Source organism: Bacillus cereus group sp. TH152-1LC (assembly GCF_027710505.1).
Classification (GTDB): domain Bacteria; phylum Bacillota; class Bacilli; order Bacillales; family Bacillaceae_G; genus Bacillus_A; species Bacillus_A mobilis.
Map to the genome: position 1 here is coordinate 51,890 of NZ_JAQFNK010000024.1, position 19,061 is coordinate 70,950.

Consider the following 19,061-nt stretch of genomic DNA (forward strand, 5'->3'; position numbering starts at 1 on the left):
AACCTTTATAAACGGTTAGTAATCGATTTATTCGTTTTGCTATTCAACTTAATTTAAAACGTCTTACAATAGAATATCAGCGCCACAAATGAACTGGCAGCGAGAATGTTTGGTCGTTACAACCAATTCGTATGCATTATTGGTTGTAACGACAGGTGCTTTTTCTGCAGGTACACACAATAAATTAGATGCATTGACTTGAGAAACACCTACTACCTCTACAAAAGGAATTAAAACAATTCAGTCCATCTATCAACATGACCTATTTTTTCTCGTTTATTAAGTCCAATGCAATGAAACTACAGTATCAAAAATGTGCAATGCAATATTCCTTTTTATTATATAAATCGGACGCTAACATTTTGTCTGTTTCTTGGACAAAATAGAAATGCTATATGTTGAAGAATTTCTAGGCTTTATCATGCTAATTCGCTATGATAATAATTGAAAAAAGTAAAGTAAGAGTTATTTTTTGCATTCTAGGAAAGAACCTGCATGATAGGGGTGCTTTTTGTGTATGTGCGCGCAATAAAGGGGTTTATATATAATGCGGAGTAAAAAGAATGCAATTAAAGAATGGAAAGCGGATGTCCAAGTGATGCGAGAAGAAAGGCGCTTGGAAAAGAAAGTGAGAAAAAAGAATAAAAAATATAGGATTCCTGGTCATACGGCTGATTTTATGAATGGACGGAACACCTATTATAAAAATCATGGCGTATGGAAGCAACACAATAAATAATACAAAGAAAACAGCACCCCAACGTTGTATCTTTGCAAAATTAGAGATGTAATTTTGAACAATTTTGATCGTCTTTTCACTTTACAACAGAGTCTCCCAATAGGATAAGGCGCATAATGATAACATTGTACGCCTGCTGTGTGATACATCCTAGCATGTATCACACAGTAAACCGTTTAAGAAGAGTTCATTTCACATGCATGTGTATATGAAATCCAGTGTTTATATAACATGTACATACACTTGAAATGTCCCTATAATCAAAGAGTCTCCTTGCCCTTCACGCCAGTGCTTGAATTGAAGTCTATGCTTGCCGGCATGTATGGATTGAAATTGAAATATGCGTATTCCCCCATGTCCACTTCCCCCTTCGCTTATACTGTTAAGGTGAAATGTTTCTGCAAGTACATGGACGCCTGATATGTTACAGACAGTCCAACGATATCCTGTAGTGGGGTTTTCTATTAATTGTATAGAAAATAGTTGACCTATAGGAAGGCTGATAGCTTTTCCTTGATCCTTTTGTGTCAATATAACTACGGGGTGACTATGCGACATAATATATGACTACCTCCTGCTATCCCTAGTGTGAATGATAGAAGTTCGATATGTGAATTGTTAACTATGGATAAAAAAGGTGCTTACTCATTTTATTCTGTAATAATGACGATGCAAGCTTCACCAAACATACATTTCATTCACAGTTCCATTACTTTCTGTATAATTCACAGTTCTTTGGTGTTCGCATGCATGCGATGCTAGCATAGATAATGCCACACCAGAACTGATTGGCGTACTGAGCAAATTTTTCCATGTATCACCTGATTGCATCAAGGATCCTGTACTTTGTGCGGTAGCTCGTACAGCATCAACTTTTACATTATCTTGTTTTATAGGAGTATCGTTACTATCAATCATTTTATTTGATGCAGTAGGTGGTAATTGTGTTGGATAAGCTATTTGTCTTTCAAACGAAGGTTGTTCTGGTCGTGTTTGATTTTCCTGACTAGAAAAAACAGAAATATCCATTAGCACTTGGTTGCTTTCTGTAAATTGTACTGTATATCCGGATGCTTTTGCTGTGATTAGTTGTGTTAACATAGACAAAAAGATGGTATCATTACCGGCATGTATTTTTTAAATAAATCCATGCATTGCGTTCTGTAGCATGTGCCCATAATCCTGTAATGAAATCTTCATTTGATTGCTGATTTGTTATAATTCCATCGACCCCATGATTTGCCCAACTATCAATACCGCACTCTCCGTAAGCAATTCGGAAAAATCCTTTTTCTCCCCATTGTTTACCCCAACTATTTTTGCAAATCCAGCACCCTTGTTGATCATCATATCCAATAATCGTAACACAATGTCCGCCGAGACTGGCTCCTGTTATATGTTGATAGACGCCACCTTGATAGTAATAAAAATCTTCATATACATTAAAACAAGCACTCACAGGTCCTTTTGTTGCAATCCATTGCTTAATCGCGGCAGGTTTTTGCGTTAAATCCGTATATCCAGTGATTTTTACGAGTCTGTTGTTGGCATCGGAACATAATCCACTACAATTTTATTTTGCTAATCCTGTGCTATAACTATAACAGGATTCATCTACAACCTTTGGTCCGTAAAATCTCGTACGCATTTGCAGGCCACCATCCATTATTACAATTACGCCCTTCATTATAGCCGTAACAAAAAAATAATTGTGCCTCACTCAAATCAACTTCTTTATTTGGATTATTGTCTTGTATACGCCATCGGCTTTCTAGCGTTGCAAGAGCTCCAAAAGAGACGCAAGAGCCACAATTTTTTTGGTCTTTAATAGGTGTAATGAAATTTTTCCCATCAACATTACGCCAATCATATTTTGTAGGAGACCCGTCAGCTTGTAATACTTGTTGTTGGATAGACTGTTTCATACCTTTTACATAATGTTCTAGATCTTCAAGACTTTGTTCATGTGGAGGAGGTGTTACACCTAATCGTAATTTTTTCTTATCGGTTGTAAGTAAGGAAATAGCTGCTTCGCCAGCTATCCAAGGACTTTTTAAAGATGTTAAAGCATTTTGGATACCTTTTAAATTGATGTTGTTCATCGGCATTATACATTTCCTCATTTCTTTTTATTTTTCTATATATAACTAGTAAACAATAAGTAAGTTCGTTTAAAAATAAAGTGTCATGTGGACTATTCCATTCACTATAATAACTATTAAGATGTAGAATGTACTCTCATTATTCTATAAATACCCTCTCTGACTTATGAACTGTTATGCATTGAGAAATTATTATAGAGATTGTTTGTGGCAAATTTTTAATGTCGATACACTGTAAGTGAAATGTGCTAAATAGAATAATCTGAGGACTAGAATTAACGAATCAGCGTAGCTTTTAATATGTAAAATATTATAAGTATTAATCGTAATATTGTTATATTAATATATAAATATATAAATGAGAACTACAACGGCTATGAGATTAATAGGAAATAACCTTAAAAAAACATTTTCATGATACATTGATTATCGTAGCGCTACATAAATCTTTTTATCTATACCCAACTGTACCAAACAATTAACAAGATAAATAGTTGATCATCTATATTTCTCAACCTACTCATTATATAAATCACCACTTTTTTCTTATATACTAAACCTGTTCTTTCATTACCAAAATTAAGGGGGATGTTTTTCATGAAAGTATTCAAAAACATAACGAGTCTTTTAGTAGCAGGTGCAATCGGAGGGAGTAGCTTAGGAATGATACCACTCCATGCAAGTGCAGACAAGCAGAGCTACATGCAACCTCTCGCAAATGAATGGAGCTCCCATTCATCAGAATCCGGTCAAACACAATCCACGATGATGAAATGGAATCTAACAGTATCAGTAGACACGTTAGGGATAGCTGAAAAAATGAATGGTTTATTACAACATACTACATTTCAAAATATAACTAGAGAAATGACAGATCAGACATTTATTTTTGCAAAAAATCGTTACAATGTGATCGTATTTACATCAAATTCTAAATTTCAACATCATTTTCAAGGTATAAAATTCCATGCGAAGCTAAATTATTATGGCACAAATTACGATGTGTATGCATTTGAAAATGGCACCTTCAATACATACAATCAGGAGGAAACGAAACCTTGGGCATGGGCTTATAAAGGGGGGTTACAAAGCAACACTACCGGATCTAACATTCAATTTTATTTGCCTAAACTAGGAGCATAAATATATTTCGTATCAAACAAAAATAGACAGGAGATATATGATGGGTACATATAAAAAGGTAATTTGTGGCGTACTAGGAATTACTTTGGCAGTAGGATTTGGAGGTACGCTTTCCAATACAGTAAAAGCAGAAACAAGTTTACCGTACAAAAAGGAATTGAAACGCCCTACTATTATTACACAAGAAAACTACGGGGAACATTTTCACATATCTACAGGACAATTCCTTTCTCTTTCCCTTGCTGAAAATCCAACGACCGGCTATCGCTGGACAACAACAAATATAAATCACCAAATTCCTTTAGTAGGTGAACATTTTCAACCTAATAATACGGGAGACGGGACAATAGGGGAACCTGGCATTCACAAATTTCAGTTTAAAGCCATCAAACCTGGTGTCACGAAGCTCCAATTGAAAAAGTGGCGCTCATGGGAAGGAGATTCTTCCATTATCGATACGTTCTATGTATGGGTACATATAGAAACACCTGAATCAGCATTTTAAAGTGATAGGGACCTCTAAAATAAACCATGCTAAAAAAGTATGGTTTATTTTAGAATGACTACATAACCTACCACACCATTGCTCGTTTCTCTCTCAACAATTGATGCTATTCATTATTATATACAAATATTATTTAGGGATATATGTATATAATAATGGAAAAGATTATACAGGAAATCTGATTTCGTACAAGCAAATCCAAGAAGCAGGGAAGAAAAAATATATACCGAAAGCTTACACATTTGATAACGGATCTATGATCATTCGAACGGGCCAACAAGTAACGGCGGAGAAAGCCCAAAGACTCTATTGGGCGTCTAAAGAAGTCCAATCCCAATTTTATCGTGTAGTGGGGTCGGATACGCCATTAGAGCAAGGGCATCGCGATGATATTTTGACTATGGTGATTTATAATAATCCAGAAGAATATCGATTGAATCGTTTATTATATGGGTATGACACGAATAATGGTGGGATGTATATTGAACAAGATGGAACCTTCTTTACGTATGAGCGAACACCACAGGATAGTATCTATAGTTTAGAAGAGTTATTTCGTCATGAATATACACACTATCTGCAAGGACGTTATCTCGTTCCAGGGTTATTTGGTGAAGGGAAGCTCTATGAAAATGAGCGTTTAACTTGGTTCGAAGAAGGTAGTGCAGAATTTTTTGCTGGATCTACCCGTACCCATCAAGTTGTACCCAGAAAAACAATCGTTCAACAGTTAGCAGTGAATCCTTTGAATCGATACACCTTGCAGCAGACCTTATACGCCACATATGGAAATTGGGAATTCTATAATTATGCGTTTGCCTTGCAGTCCTATCTATATGCAAATCGATGGGATTTATTGTCTCAATTGCACCATATCATACAAAATAATCAAGTGATACAATATGATCAATACCGTACAACAGTCAGTAAGGATCTAACACTCAATGTGGCGTATCAAAACTATATGCAGCTGTTAATTGATTATCAGAATGAATATACCGATCCAGCTGTTTCAGATGAATATTTACAACAGCCAACAGCGAAGCCTTTGGCAGATGTGCAAAAAGAAATCACCCAAATTATACCGCTTCAACATGCGAATACGACAGAGCAAACATCTGACTTCTTTCATACGTTTACCTTACGAGGTACGTACACAGGAAAGAAAACAGCAGGTGCCGAGTCCGATTGGAGAAATCTAAATACGGTTTTAGATACAATACTAGCGCAGTTATCGACGAAACCTTGGAATGGCTATAAAACAATGACCGCCTATTTTACAAATTACCGAGTCAATACCAATAATCAAATAGAATGTGAGATTGTTTTTCAAGGTATTGCGAATAATATAGTAGAATCCAAGGAACCAAATGAATCCATTCAGGAGGCAACTCCACTACCTTTTCGAACAAATTTTATAGGTCACTTTGATGCAAATAATTCCTTAGATATTTATCAATTAAATGTGCAATTACCAAACAAATTGGCTATTGCGGTAATCAATCAACATCAGATTCAAATGAATTGGGTCCTATACCACGAAAAAAACTTAAAAAATCCAGTAGCGTATGCCAAGTTTCAAGGACAACGATTATTTGAAACCTATACGGCACAACCCGGAAAATATTATTTATATGTATATAGTTATGACAATCGACCAGGCGGATATCAGGGGCTTGTCACAATAGAATAGAAAAGATAGATTCGTTATTTTTGTACAGTATGGGGTATGTCCATACTGTTTTTTCGTATTCTCGACTTTTTATACATTTATTTCTCAACTTCAACGGATTGCATCTTTTTTACTCGTTTTATATGATTCACATAGAGTTTGCTCTAAATCATCCTACTATTTGTTCCATTACCTGTTCTGCATAAGGTAAAACATGTAATCTAATAAACGATATTCCATTTTGAATCATTACATAATGAAAAATATAGGAGGGTTCTTATGAATAAAAGAATAAAATGGTGTAGTAGTTTGTTCATTTTGTTAGCCATATATTCTCTACCATGTATGTCTGCGCAAGCTGATCAGAGACAGGTGCAACGTACATATAGTACACACGATGAATATCTATATATGGGAACGACCTTTTTGCAGTTACAAGATATGTTTCAACAGAATGGAAACGTATATTACCGATTAGCACCACCAGGTGCCATGGATGCACCAGCCCCAGTTGCATTACCGCCTCATATTGGGGAGAAGTATCTGATACGCCCAGATTCTTTGCAAGGATGGATCATTCAAACCTATATGAAGCAAAAGGAAGTTTTTCCAGGAAGATGGGTACAAGAAAGAAAATTAGATTTTTATAATCAATTTAGGCAATATCAAGGAACTGCGTATCATCAATATACAGCTCCCCTATAAGATGACAAATAGGATTGTTTATTTATCTAGTTCATATCAGAAACAATCCTATGATTTTGTTCGATATATTACAATGAATATCTTTAAATTATAGTTTCTATACCTAAAATACAATCAAAAATAACTCGTCACTTTTGTGTCGAGTTATTTTTTGATACTTAATGGTGGAACGGAACATTTATCTATGAAGAACAGGTTGTTGGAATTAAACATGCTAAAACAACAACAAAAGAACGTCCTCCAGGTAAGGTTTATAATAGACATATTCCAACAAGAAATGGCTGAATAAACGTTTAAAAGAATGTACCATTGTTTATTTTCTCTTTTTTACAGACATGGTACATACAAATCAATTTGATTTAATATTTAGTAAACTAAGCGAAAGAATATGATTTTTTATAAAACACTAAAATTTCTGAACTTTAACTTTTAATTTGCTTTCTGTCGTGATACGATATATCAAATCCTTATATATGACACGATTTGATACATTTCGCGAGCGAGAAGGAAAGGGAGGACTATACGTATGAAACAGTATAAACTTATGAGTGCAACAGCTTTAGCAGCAATATTAGTAATCAGCTCATCTACATTCGTATATGCCGCAGAAAAAGAAACGGCTCCGCAACAAGTACAAGCAACCTATGTATTTTCATCAAACTTTATTAAACAAACGCAAAGTCTAGATGCTATTCCTATGAATAATTTAGATAAAGCGGTACAAGCAGCTTTGTTAGGTCCGGAAATAAAAAAATTAAAAGTATTTGATCATGAATTCAATGTAAAGCCAGCTTATATTTCTAAAAAGGACAATCAAACTGTCGTGAATGGCCAAATTTCGCATCATTTGAGTTATCGTCTAGATGATCAAGTCTATTATCGATTTGTAAAAGAAAATGGAGAAATCAAAAATTTAGAAATTAAAATTGATCGTGGGGGATGGACGAAAATTACCGCACCTATCGGTGCAATTATTGCTCAATATTTTGGTGTTCCTATTACGCCAGATCTTTTATCACAAATTGGCCAACAATTAGGAGCCCTAACAGATGGAAAATGGGAATACGCTTCTGAAGCGATTGTTGCCGCAATTGGTTTATATGTAGAATAAAGGGTGCATATAATGTGCATCACACCCGTCTCCTTGATTTCTATCATACGTAATGATTTTTGTATACACCGATGGGAATGTACATACCATTTTTAGGATATTCCAAAATAAGGAGAATACTTATAATGTATTCTCCTTATTTTGATACTGTACTTTTAAACAAAATAACAAAAAGAGTATAGGAATATAGATATAGATTAAATAAAATGTAAAACGAGCAGTTTGTGTAATAAATGTATTAATGGTATGTCGATTTTGCAGCAAACAGACAATTATACTATTCATGCTTAATAAAATCAGTAACGTATATTTTTGACGAATCCTCGCTATTTCTCGGATACCCCGTGTACAGGCCCAAAGAGGTAAAACCATACTCGTAACCATCTGCCATGCATACGCTGATACCATCAGGTATTCAAATCTTTGTAGAAAAGGAAAAGTAATCACTTGAGAAAGCGACAGTTGGGACCAAATGAGGTGTGACAGTTGTTTTTCACTAAAACAGGCTAATGCCGAAATAATAGTCAAAACATATAACAAGTTTGAAAACAGCAGACCATATTGTGCAAATTTATGAGATTTTTTAGGAGTATGAAGAAAAGGATAAATCATAAGAATAATTTCAGAACCTGCCATCGTATAAATAGATTTTTGCATCGCATCCGCAATATCCAAGTAAGAATGATTCAAAATAGGTGAAAAACCATCCCAATGTCCATATACCATCACGCAGTATACACAGAGAATTGCATATAATATAGATATAGAAATAGAGACAATACAGACGGCGGTCATCACTTGAAATCCTGATGAAATAATGTAATACACTAAAACAGACAAAATAATGGCAAGTATAAGGGTAGAAGCAGTAGGAAACATCCATACTTGGACGATTTCAATATAAGTTCGTAAGATAGAGACACTTACCATCAAAAAATAAACAAGAAATACTAGGTTCAAACCTGTTCCGATAAACCTGCCAAACATATACGTCTGGAGTTCTAAAATACTTCCTTTAACCCAAGACAGCATACGATACATCATCCACATTAAAATATGCAAGAAAATACCCGCCAGTACGACTCCAATCCAAGCATCGTATCCGGCTTTTTTTGCGACAATTCTAGCAAACCCCAGTACACCATCTCCAAATTGTGCACTATGTATTAAAAAGAAGACATAAATTGGAGATACTTGATATACCTTGTTAATCTTCATTTGTTTCTACTCCCACTGTATGGTATGTGATAGAAATAAAACAATATCCACGTAACAAAAGATGCATGAATTCATGGTGATAGGCTCTATATGCACTATTTTGGCAATGTCGATCCAGATTGTGTAATCTGAGGCTGTACATGAATACGAATGTGACAGGTAGAGAAATATTGTTTGCCATTCTCCCAATCATTCTCTATTTCTTTCCATTTTTTGAAGTTTTGTCGTTGATACTTGTCTCCAATTCCGATGACATCTAATTTATATTGTGTTTGTAAGCGTTTGGTTGTCATTTGTAGTTGTTTATTCATTTCGTTTGCTAATACCTGCTGGAGCTGTTTCATGGAATGTTGGTGAGCTAGAGAAGAATGCATCTCCGCAATTTTCCCATCTAATTTCACATATATATCAACCTTAGGGCGCTTGGGGTTTGCCACAGCGAGTTCCATACGCTGGTGTACACGATGAAATTCATAGGTAATACGTTGTTTGTTCATCGGAACAGTCACAATCCCTCTTACTTTTGAACTAGTCATATACTGTAAGGAGGCAGTATCTTGTGCGTTTAACATCGCAACCAAGCGATTATCGGTACCTTTAAATAAGGCAGAGCCACTTAATTCTACGCCTTGTTTTGTGCGAAATACAACGGGAAGGATAAAACTTTTCTTTGCGATGATTTTACTGTGAATATCGCCAATTCGCTTTTTCTCTATCATTTGTGCATTTTTTTGTGTATGCTCTGATAACATCCAAACATATTTTGCAGGTAAATATTCAGGACCTGCGTTTTGAGCTAAAATAGGTGCTGCACGGCCCTTAGCCACAAATAGCCGAATATTTCTTCTCATCGCTTCATCACGTGTATATACATCCAAAATATTTTGCAACATATAGGGTGTTCGTAATACCTCTTCAGAAAAAATAATGACTTGTATGTGTGGGAAAAATAAAGGGCGACTAATTTTTTTGGCAATCATACGGAAATGTGCAAAAATACTTTCTCCTGTAGAAGTTAGATTAATATAATTTTTTTGTGTAGCTGTGCCACGCTCCGAGCTACTAAATGTATTGGGTAATACCATTTGATAGGTGCCTTTAATGGCCGCATGTGATGATTGATCATAGGCAGCACCAACAACAAATCCTAATTCTTCAATTTCTCTTCGTTCCGCACACGCACATAATAGGCAAAGAAGGAAACCTGCAAAAATGAGTTTCAGAATCGCTTTCATATATACTCCTTCTGTTAATAATTGGTATGTATACTAGCGTTTGTTGTTTGAAGTATAAATATGTAAGAAAACAAAAATAGGACTAGAATAAAACAAGGTTCATGTAATAAAAATAGAGTGATTTTATTTGTCACCTATCGTATGGGGCAAAGGGATTCAAGTAAAAAAATTATTGGTATGTTATTGTACACCCACACTCATATGATTATGATGTGTAGCATGGTACTACATATAAGCATAAGATACAGAAGTAATCCTATAAAAAGGATATATCTCAAATAAGTTGGATCATGAAAATCGCTAAACAAAATGACACCTACAATTGTAATCAACATAATAGACAATAACACGACTGGATGTAAATAGAGTGGTTTTTCTGTTGTGTAGATGACATAACAGGAAAAAGAGATTGCGAATAATAAGAGAGCCACGAAATTAGATTTATACATACAAGGATTCCTTTCTCAAAAAATATATAAAAAATTGACGAATTGTAACGAATCCGTATGAAGTTTGTACGAAGGATGCCGAATCAAACGTTTGTTTAGAACATACAAATCGGAATAAACGTTCTCTATAGTTGATACATCAACATTTCACCATCAAGGAAATCCCCTTGATAAGCAGTATGTATTCGCCATATGTTGCAATCTAATCATGGAATCGTAAAAAATAAGAAAAAAGATTGAGCGAATGCGCTCAATCTTCCAAGTGACAGCTTACCACAGCTTATAAAATATAATAGCAAACATGTATCTGTTTGTCCTAATATTTCTGTTATTTCGCATCTTCAAATACATGCAATGCATCTTTTCGGAGTTTGTCTTTTTCGACATCTGATTTTTTGAAATCGTATTGATATAAAGCGGACTCCCAATCCCCATACATCGGATTCGGGAACACAATAAACTTTTCTCCAAATGCTTCGTGAATTTCTTCGACCGATTGATTTCTATCTTGTACAGATTTCTCATCAAATCCCGTAAAATCAGATAAATTATCTCCAAAGAATAGAACAATATCATATTCTGACGCAACTTTTTTTCTTCGCTCTTCTTTCCCTTTTTCTTCTTTTCCTTGCAATAAGACATGCTCCTTATTAGCTTGCGGGATATTCAGTTTCTGTAAGTTTTGTAAAGTGGCATCTAACTGATCTTGTTTACGATTGGAAATGTAGTAAATCGCTACACCTTTTTCATTGGCATATTGTAAAAAGGAAACAGCGCCCGGGAGGGCATCTGCCTTTGCTTGTTGAATCCATTCCTCCCATTTATAAGGAAACCCTTTCTTCTCTTTTACTGTCATGGTTTGATACGGACTATTATCCACAACAGTTTCATCTAAATCTAAAACGATGGCAGCCTTTTTCTCAGTACCTTTGGCAATTGCCGCGTCTAATTTCATTTTTCCGATATTATACCCTTGATGATAGAGCGCTTTGACTTCTCCAGCCGTTTGATACCAAGCATCTGCCATAATTTGTTGTTCCGTTAGTGAAAATGTTTGTTTGGATTGTGTTTCTGGCGACTGGCACCCCATGAGAGAAAGTGAGAACAGCGTTAGAGCTATACTTGTTTTCAAAATTGGTTTCATTGTGTATCACACTCCTAGTTGTATGTTTTATATGGTATGGGCTTACCATACAGGAGTTATATTCAAAATACAATTCTCTTTTATTAGAAACAACTTTAATTTTATCCTTTTTAAAGGAGGGAAAAAGTGAGTTTTAAATTTTTATGATATGAAAATTATCCGCAATCATTTTAAGAGTGATTATAAGGTCGCTGTTTCATATTAACTCGTCAAGGTGGTTTCGTATTATATATAAATTCAAAGCGTTTGTAGATGAATTTGAATGGGTTGTTCAAGATGGGATCAGCTATATTTGGTTTACGAAACCATTACTCTGTCACTGATTGGTTTTACATACATGACTAAAACTGTGATCCGCACAAATATATAGTAAATACTCCGTTATTACGTGTATGATAAAGCGACGCTACAAGGAACAGAGACTTCAAATAAGAAGATAAATTAAGATAGATATTTCATTGTATGGTATAAAATTCATAAAACATTTTTATTCGTTTGAATTTATTTATCCATCGAATTTTTTATAAACGAGAAGCACCACAACTCAGTTTGCGGTATTTCGGAGAAAGTCATATAAAAATTTAAAAAAGAACAAACCGTGAAAAGTCTGTTTGTTCTTTTCTTTCACTTGATTTATGCGATATTACTATCTTCCAAGGATAGTAATAAATGCACTTCCTTCACATTCGCCACGACCTGGTCTGCCATGACCGTCTCGATCACACTCTAATTCTACATAATAATCTCCTCTTTGGAATCTTTCATCAAACATTTTTGTTGCATTCCTATCAACTGTACCCCGTTCAATTACCACGGTTCTATCAGGACCTCTACCATTTCTCTCCATTTTGTATAATTTGTACGTTAAATTACTGAACCTTGATTCGTTCATGATTTTAAATTGCACATGATTTCTTCTTTCGTCCAAATTAAAAATAGGTGACTGACTAGAACTTTTGCCACGTTGTAATTTTACCATGTAATCAAAGCGGTCCGGACGTTGCCAGTTTTGTGACATGTCCTGTTGCGTTGACACCTCAGTTTGTACAGTGGAAGCTTGTGCATCAATCGTAGGTACAAGTAATCCTCCAGTTACGAATACCGTTGAAAGTATACCCATCATACGTTTCAAATTCATCACTCCTATAAATAGAATATGTACGAATACATTGTATAATGGATTCCTCTCGATAGTAAGCGCTTCATTTATTTCTCAATAGGACTCTTTTTCCCCATAAGTTGCTGGACCGAAATGTTTTGTTTCGAAAAGGAAAAGATCTAATTTTTTCTTCTTAATTTGTAATCCCTCAGTCTAGTTCGAAAACATGAAAAAGAAGAAATGTTAATAAGAGTGAACATTCTCTTATGAAGTAATGATATTCCAAAGACCTGTTCCAATTGCTATGAACTGGTTCATGGCTTGTCATACAAATTGCTTTTGTTTACTCATCGCGCTTCCGGGAACCGATACTTTCTGGCTAATCAAGTGTGCCGTGTATTGGGAATAGCCAAGCTACTTCGCAAAGTGTTGTTTTGCTATTTCAGTTTCCTTTCGTTATTCGCAGGCTTTGTAAGAACACATCATTGAGAAATAAATGAAGGGCTTACAATGGAAATCTTTCCATTGTACAATACGTTTGTAAGTATTCTATTTATAGGAGTGATGCGTTTGAAACGTATTATAGGTGTAGTTTCTACCGCTTTTTTAACTGGAACAATGTTATTTGGTGTATCTCATACATCGGCGTATGCCGATACTTCCTCGCAGCCTTATCAGGTTGTAACACCAGGTGAAGAAAATGAAAAAACTACAATAGTGGGCTTCGATAATAAAATAGAGTTTGAATCCTATGTAAAGGAACACCCCATTGCACCTAATTTTTCGAAAGCATTACAATCCTCTTCACAAATTTATTCTACCTTTTATCATGATATCAATTTAAAAGGCGCACAATTCAATGTAAATGCAGGTAGAAATCCAGTCATCTTAACCAATTTTAATGCAGCTAGTAATGATAAAGTGTCTTCCATACGTACACATAAGTTCGGTAATTATACAACAATTTATGAGCATAGTAATGCACAAGGTCGTGCATTGGCGATAGCGAACAATGGGAATTATCTGAACTTAACGGATTATAGTATGGGAGATGGTGCAAGAACATGGAATGACCAAGCGTCGTCTGCTATCGTAAAAGCAAATTAATACAAAAAACAGGTATAGTTTCGGTTACACAGTAAAAAAGTGTAGATAGAATGGCACAATGATTTTGTTAGCTATAATTCTTTACAGTGCGAACACCCTAAACTAGTACCGTATTAAATAGAGATCCCTAATTTTTCACACCAATTCTAAATACAAGAGGAGTACCTATCGATGAAAAAAATGATAAAATGGATTTCCTTGTTTTCAATATCTTTTTTTATGATGGCTAACACAGGATCCGCACAAGGATTGGTAAATGTAACCCCCACAGATCGAACTATATTTTCGGAACCATATTATTTAGATAACTATTCCTATTTTGGGTGGGAAGTATCCAATCAAAAAAATAGTCAGTATCCCGTACAATATGAAATTATTAAAGATGGGACAATGTTGAAAAGCGGAATGGTTCCAAAAGGGACGAGCATAAATGGAATGTTACCTAAATCGAGTAAAGGCGAATATTTATTGGTTTTAAAATGTAATAAGGGGTATTCAACAGGCTGTTCTGCTACCGGTATGGTTGCGATTGCAATGGAATAAATACGTCTTATATGTGGAATTTTCTCAATATTTATCGATGAGACTATGTGGTAAGATGAAAGTGGGCTTGAACCCCTTTCCGTTGTTCATAAAAATAAAAGTAAAGAAGAGACGCTTTCGTAAAGATGGCGTTTTTTTTCTACAAAAAAGTAGAATGTATCATGCTATGCCATCCATAAAACAGCAAAAAATGCACTCTGTATTTGTTATTCTAATCTGGTTGATTCTTTCATTAATAAGGGGGCTTTTTTATGTTTAAACGTATTTTTACAAGTCTTATCATTGGATCGTTATGTATTGCTGTAACTGGATGTACATCATACACTACCTCTGTGGCTACTTCATCTTCTAAAGTATATACTCCCTACACCAATGAAGATCTATACAGAGCTTTTCCTGTAGGCATGCCGATAGACACCTACATAAGTAAAAAAATGTGATGCCAGTAAAACATTTTTCCAGTATCCCACTTACAAATGGAAATGTAAGTAGAGTACTACAGACAAAAGATGGGTTTGTTATTATTTGTGGAAATGAAAAAGAAATCTTTGATGTGAAAACATTTCCGACAATGGAAGATGTACAAAATCATGAAGATAGCCTACAAAAATAACATGCAAATATCATTTTCTCAATATTTGTCAAAAGTATATGTGATACGATGTAGGTAATCCTTATCAGCTGGAATCTATAAAATATTCCATCCTGATTGCACGAAAAAGGCAACGTCATTCAACATCTGGAAATGAGGGTTGCCTTTTTTCATTTGTAAAGAGGCCAGCCGCACATTGTCAGCTGCTATTCATTATTTTGCTGGTTGTACCTTATATATTCTCTCACTAGGAACACTTATTTCATCCGCTCTCACTGCTATAATGTTTCCATCGTGCATACCTTCGTAGGATTTAATAACAGATTTGCAATCTATTCAGGTAGTCTTCCTGATATTTCAAATAATTGTTTACATGCAGAACAGCTCTTAGGGCAATCCTAAGACTTTTCTATTGCGACTACAATAAATTAGAGGGACAATCATATATTGACTTGAAAGACACCTAATGTTTTATATGTAGAATAAACGATAGTATTTCGTAACCAAAAGGTGCCCTTATCCAAGCACCCCTTGTTTATCTGTCATATAAAAAGAGCAGTTAAACAAGGGGTGTATAAAAACATTGTCTTACGTTCTATACAATATTGGTATAAAAACCCAATTAATCAGTTATCCTAATAGAAAGAGGGTTGGCTGTACAATCTTTCTTTGCAGCGAAAAGGAAACAATACATTTGTTTCCTTTTCGTTTTATTCATATGCTTTTATGAAAAGGACTGTTGATGTATGTATTACGCAACTTTGATAAAGGGTGCATCTTATTATGCATTTGGTCATCGTTTTCTGTTACACAAAGAATGTAAGATTACAAAACGGGAGTATCAATATCTACGAAAAAACGATTGGTTTCAGGTACGTGAAGAAGACACCGTTCTTCCTTTCTCTCAAGGTATAGAAAAACAAGAGGAAATTTTCTAAAGAAAATTGGAACAATGAGTATCTCTGTATTTTTTGTAATTTACAATTCAAATTAAAGGTATGAAACAACTCTCATCCTATGCACCTACCGTTAACAAGTAGTACATTCATTTGCTGAAAAAAATGCCTGTGTTACTTGAAGATGAACCCTATCAAGGGAATTCCCTTGATAGGGTTCATGTCTTCGTCAAATTTTGCAAGACATGATTTAGAATATTAGGTGTGTACTACAGTTTCAGTCACACTTTTTATATAATTAGGTAGAAACTCGATTGTCTTCTTTTTTAATATCATTCAATTTCATCTGTATATTTCGTTTTTCCTTGTGCTTCACATTCTTTTACTAGTTTATAAAAAGAAGAACGTTTTATATCATATTTTCTCATTGCTCCGACGGCTGTTATTTTTCCAGATTGCCATTCTCGGTACGCTTCCATAAATTGATCTGTAATTTGTACAGGAGGTCTTCCTAAATGTTTCCCTTTCTTCTTTGCTAATGCAATCCCTTCCGCTTGTCTTTGTTTAATATCATTTCTTTCTTTTTCCGCAAAAGCAGATAGAATAGTAAGAGTTGCTTTTTGTACAGCTTGCTGAATCACATCGTTTGTACTTTCGCCATTATAATTCACATTAATAAAGGGTTCTTTAATAAATTGCAAATTAATACGCTGTTGTTCAAAATAACGAAATTCCTCTAACACATCATTCATGCTACGACCTAATCTTGTTAAGGAATCAAAAACAATGGTATCCCCCGTACGAGCCAATCTTTTTAACATTTGATAATTTTCCCTCTTCATATTTTTCCCAGATTGCTTATCAATAAAAATATCCCGATCTTCTATTCCAAGATATTTCATATTTTCAATTTGACGTTCTTCGTTTTGGTCTTTACTGGAAACTCTGACATATCCAAACTTTTTATCTTGCAATCTTTTCACCTCGACCACTATTATAGCTCATTTATATCTGTAAAGGTATATAAAAATTAAAGATGTCTGTAAAATAAAAAACAAACTTTTATGGACGTGTCTTTCCCTATGTTTCTATGTATCTGAAAAAGTGTACCTTTATGAACGGTAAATCTAAAATATTTATCAACTTATGTAATATAGTTAATGCATTTAATTTGTTATATATTTAGTGCGTAGCTAAAGTTTTAGTTTACGAAAAGGTAATACATTTGGAGAGGGGAGTTTTATGAAGGATAATACGTTTACTTTTTTTATGATGACATTAGTCGTAATTATCGGATTTTTATTCGTGCCAGTTCTACATGCTGAAACAGAAAAATCATTTCAACCAAATGATTTTTCTACGTATGGCTTGGGTTTAAAAGATACTAAAATGAAAGAAGATATACCCGAGTATACACCATCTACTTCTTATCTCACAAAACAAGAAGCAACCAAACAAAAACAACAGGGAATTCAAAAACCAAATATTCTTCCCAATCGCATCGATTTACGTGAATATTTTCCAGAAGTACGAAGTCAAGGAAAATTTGGTACATGTGTCCCATTTGCAATGACAGCTTTAAGAGAATATTACATCGCAAAAGATGCAGGGGCACGTGGGACCGATATTACTTATTTGTCTCCTGCTTATATGTATTATCCAAATGGGCCTTATGATGGTATGTATATTGAATCCGCACTTCAAGTTTTAAAACGAAGTGGTGTTCCCCCAGAAACAGAACGTTTATATAATGTAAATCCGGAAAATATAGAACAATTCAAACAACCAGTAACACCTACACAGAAAGAGAATGCATTACCGTATAAAATTAGTGGTTATCAAGTCATACGTGAAACAAATATGGTACATAAAATCAAACAAGCGCTGGCAAATCAAGATCCGGTTTTAATAGGTATCAACGTATATCCTAATTTTGATGCAACTCCTACATCCGGAATTGTACCACCTGTTACAGAAAAGAAATCCAGAGGGGGACATGCTCTTGTTGTCGTGGGTTATGATGAGAAAAATGAATGGTTCATTGTCAGAAACAGTTGGGGGACAAAATTTGGCGATCATGGATATGCGTATATGCATTATCAAACTTTATTAGACATGACAAATAGTATGTCCTTTGTAATTAAACCGATTCAAACACAATATCCACCATTCGGTGTGAAAATGACAACGACAGATATAAATCCTTCTCAAATTAAGTTCAACATTTCTGCAAAAAATGCGATCACATATGATTTATATAAAAATAATCAAAGAATCCAGACCTTCACGACAAATACTATTACGGATTTAAATATAGTGCCAGAGCAATCGTATATGTATCATTTGGTAGCGAAAAATGCAATAGGAGAAACTCGTAGCTATCCTTTATCGATTTCGATTCCACCTGCTATATCGATGAATCAGGCTAGTTAATTGCATTCAAATCGGAAGAAGAAATGGGTCTGTTGCAAAGTTTAATCAAATAGTATAAGTACAAAATCCTATAAAATAAATATTTTTTTACATTTTGTAGCATATTAAGACCGTAGGAGGTGATATATATGGCAAACAAAAATGGCAGAAGTCGTAATGAAGTAGTGGTTCGAGGTGCTGAAAATGCAATCGAGCAAATGAAATATGAAATTGCACAAGAGTTTGGTGTGCAACTTGGTGCGGACACAACAGCTCGTTCAAACGGTTCGGTTGGTGGTGAAATCACAAAACGTCTCGTAGCGATGGCGGAACAACAACTTGGTGTTGGGACTCATCGTTAACCTTAAATACACATAGATAAAAGGAGA

At 34.7% G+C, this 19,061-nt stretch carries 22 protein-coding genes; 12 read left to right on the plus strand and 10 right to left on the minus strand.

Annotation, left to right across the window (positions count from 1 at the left end; genetic code table 11):
- The first annotated feature begins 547 nt into the window (after nt 1–547).
- Nucleotides 548–739 (plus strand): hypothetical protein, encoded by a 192-nt coding sequence (locus PDL00_RS29680; protein WP_270733193.1) that lies wholly within the window; start codon nt 548–550, stop codon nt 737–739.
- A 222-nt stretch (nt 740–961) separates the two neighbouring features.
- On the opposite strand, the gene PDL00_RS34935 is transcribed toward PDL00_RS29680, so the two are convergent.
- The 5 genes from PDL00_RS34935 to PDL00_RS34940 form a co-directional block, all read right to left on the minus strand.
- The gene (locus PDL00_RS34935) at nt 962–1,297 is read right to left on the minus strand and encodes a protease inhibitor I42 family protein (protein ID WP_442868351.1); all 336 of its coding nucleotides are present in this window, start codon (nt 1,295–1,297) and stop codon (nt 962–964) included.
- Between the two features lie 120 nt (nt 1,298–1,417).
- Nucleotides 1,418–1,846 (minus strand): hypothetical protein, encoded by a 429-nt coding sequence (locus PDL00_RS29685; protein ID WP_270733194.1) that lies wholly within the window; start codon nt 1,844–1,846, stop codon nt 1,418–1,420.
- A gap of 13 nt (nt 1,847–1,859) precedes the next feature.
- Nucleotides 1,860–2,267 (minus strand): C1 family peptidase, encoded by a 408-nt coding sequence (locus PDL00_RS29690; RefSeq protein WP_333563549.1) that lies wholly within the window; start codon nt 2,265–2,267, stop codon nt 1,860–1,862.
- An 82-nt stretch (nt 2,268–2,349) separates the two neighbouring features.
- The gene (locus PDL00_RS29695) at nt 2,350–2,847 is read right to left on the minus strand and encodes a C1 family peptidase (protein ID WP_270733195.1); all 498 of its coding nucleotides are present in this window, start codon (nt 2,845–2,847) and stop codon (nt 2,350–2,352) included.
- Nucleotides 2,741–2,971: a PRD domain-containing protein gene (locus tag PDL00_RS34940; protein WP_442868352.1), complete on the minus strand. Its 231-nt coding sequence runs from the start codon at nt 2,969–2,971 to the stop codon at nt 2,741–2,743. The genes PDL00_RS29695 and PDL00_RS34940 overlap by 107 nt, the downstream gene beginning before the upstream one ends.
- A 467-nt stretch (nt 2,972–3,438) precedes the next feature.
- Between PDL00_RS34940 and PDL00_RS29700 the strand changes: the two genes are divergently transcribed.
- The 5 genes from PDL00_RS29700 (at nt 3,439) to PDL00_RS29720 (ending at nt 7,977) form a co-directional block, all read left to right on the plus strand.
- Nucleotides 3,439–3,984, plus strand: a complete 546-nt coding sequence (locus tag PDL00_RS29700; protein WP_270733197.1) for a hypothetical protein — start codon at nt 3,439–3,441, stop codon at nt 3,982–3,984.
- Between the two features lie 40 nt (nt 3,985–4,024).
- Entirely contained in the window at nt 4,025–4,489 is a 465-nt protein-coding gene (locus tag PDL00_RS29705) for a protease inhibitor I42 family protein (RefSeq protein WP_270733199.1), read from the plus strand.
- Nucleotides 4,490–4,592: 103 nt separating this feature from the next.
- Nucleotides 4,593–6,182, plus strand: coding sequence for a collagenase (locus PDL00_RS29710; RefSeq protein WP_270733226.1), 1,590 nt, complete (start codon nt 4,593–4,595; stop codon nt 6,180–6,182).
- Nucleotides 6,183–6,440: 258 nt separating this feature from the next.
- On the plus strand, nt 6,441–6,866 hold the full coding sequence (locus PDL00_RS29715) for a hypothetical protein (protein WP_270733200.1): 426 nt from the start codon (nt 6,441–6,443) through the stop codon (nt 6,864–6,866).
- Nucleotides 6,867–7,392: 526 nt separating this feature from the next.
- Nucleotides 7,393–7,977 (plus strand): methyltransferase, encoded by a 585-nt coding sequence (locus PDL00_RS29720; protein WP_270733202.1) that lies wholly within the window; start codon nt 7,393–7,395, stop codon nt 7,975–7,977.
- A 120-nt stretch (nt 7,978–8,097) separates the two neighbouring features.
- Here PDL00_RS29720 and PDL00_RS29725 read toward each other — a convergent pair whose 3' ends face one another.
- The 4 genes from PDL00_RS29725 to PDL00_RS29740 form a co-directional block, all read right to left on the minus strand.
- Nucleotides 8,098–9,195: a GerAB/ArcD/ProY family transporter gene (locus tag PDL00_RS29725; protein ID WP_270733203.1), complete on the minus strand. Its 1,098-nt coding sequence runs from the start codon at nt 9,193–9,195 to the stop codon at nt 8,098–8,100.
- A 95-nt stretch (nt 9,196–9,290) separates the two neighbouring features.
- Nucleotides 9,291–10,430 carry a Ger(x)C family spore germination protein gene (locus PDL00_RS29730; protein ID WP_078185370.1) on the minus strand — a complete coding sequence of 380 codons (1,140 nt, stop codon included), beginning with the start codon at nt 10,428–10,430 and terminating at the stop codon, nt 9,291–9,293.
- Nucleotides 10,431–11,207: 777 nt separating this feature from the next.
- Nucleotides 11,208–12,023 carry a 5'-nucleotidase, lipoprotein e(P4) family gene (locus tag PDL00_RS29735; protein WP_270733206.1) on the minus strand — a complete coding sequence of 272 codons (816 nt, stop codon included), beginning with the start codon at nt 12,021–12,023 and terminating at the stop codon, nt 11,208–11,210.
- A 646-nt stretch (nt 12,024–12,669) separates the two neighbouring features.
- Nucleotides 12,670–13,155: a hypothetical protein gene (locus PDL00_RS29740; RefSeq protein WP_270733208.1), complete on the minus strand. Its 486-nt coding sequence runs from the start codon at nt 13,153–13,155 to the stop codon at nt 12,670–12,672.
- A gap of 537 nt (nt 13,156–13,692) precedes the next feature.
- On the opposite strand from PDL00_RS29740, the gene PDL00_RS29745 reads away from it, so the two are divergent.
- From PDL00_RS29745 to PDL00_RS29760, 4 genes are all read left to right on the plus strand, one after another.
- On the plus strand, nt 13,693–14,229 hold the full coding sequence (locus PDL00_RS29745; protein WP_270733209.1) for a hypothetical protein: 537 nt from the start codon (nt 13,693–13,695) through the stop codon (nt 14,227–14,229).
- A 171-nt stretch (nt 14,230–14,400) separates the two neighbouring features.
- Nucleotides 14,401–14,772: a hypothetical protein gene (locus PDL00_RS29750; protein ID WP_270733211.1), complete on the plus strand. Its 372-nt coding sequence runs from the start codon at nt 14,401–14,403 to the stop codon at nt 14,770–14,772.
- A gap of 439 nt (nt 14,773–15,211) precedes the next feature.
- Nucleotides 15,212–15,385 carry a hypothetical protein gene (locus PDL00_RS29755; protein ID WP_270733213.1) on the plus strand — a complete coding sequence of 58 codons (174 nt, stop codon included), beginning with the start codon at nt 15,212–15,214 and terminating at the stop codon, nt 15,383–15,385.
- Between the two features lie 725 nt (nt 15,386–16,110).
- Nucleotides 16,111–16,302, plus strand: a complete 192-nt coding sequence (locus PDL00_RS29760) for a YqbF domain-containing protein (RefSeq protein WP_098148411.1) — start codon at nt 16,111–16,113, stop codon at nt 16,300–16,302.
- A gap of 290 nt (nt 16,303–16,592) precedes the next feature.
- Here PDL00_RS29760 and PDL00_RS29765 read toward each other — a convergent pair whose 3' ends face one another.
- Nucleotides 16,593–17,252 carry a recombinase family protein gene (locus tag PDL00_RS29765; RefSeq protein ID WP_234803741.1) on the minus strand — a complete coding sequence of 220 codons (660 nt, stop codon included), beginning with the start codon at nt 17,250–17,252 and terminating at the stop codon, nt 16,593–16,595.
- Between the two features lie 250 nt (nt 17,253–17,502).
- On the opposite strand from PDL00_RS29765, the gene PDL00_RS29770 reads away from it, so the two are divergent.
- Together PDL00_RS29770 and PDL00_RS29775 are read left to right on the plus strand one after the other, a co-directional pair.
- Nucleotides 17,503–18,693 carry a C1 family peptidase gene (locus tag PDL00_RS29770; protein WP_270733214.1) on the plus strand — a complete coding sequence of 397 codons (1,191 nt, stop codon included), beginning with the start codon at nt 17,503–17,505 and terminating at the stop codon, nt 18,691–18,693.
- A 128-nt stretch (nt 18,694–18,821) separates the two neighbouring features.
- Complete coding sequence (locus tag PDL00_RS29775) at nt 18,822–19,034, plus strand: alpha/beta-type small acid-soluble spore protein (protein ID WP_270733215.1); 213 nt, start codon at nt 18,822–18,824, stop codon at nt 19,032–19,034.
- Nucleotides 19,035–19,061 lie beyond the last annotated feature (27 nt).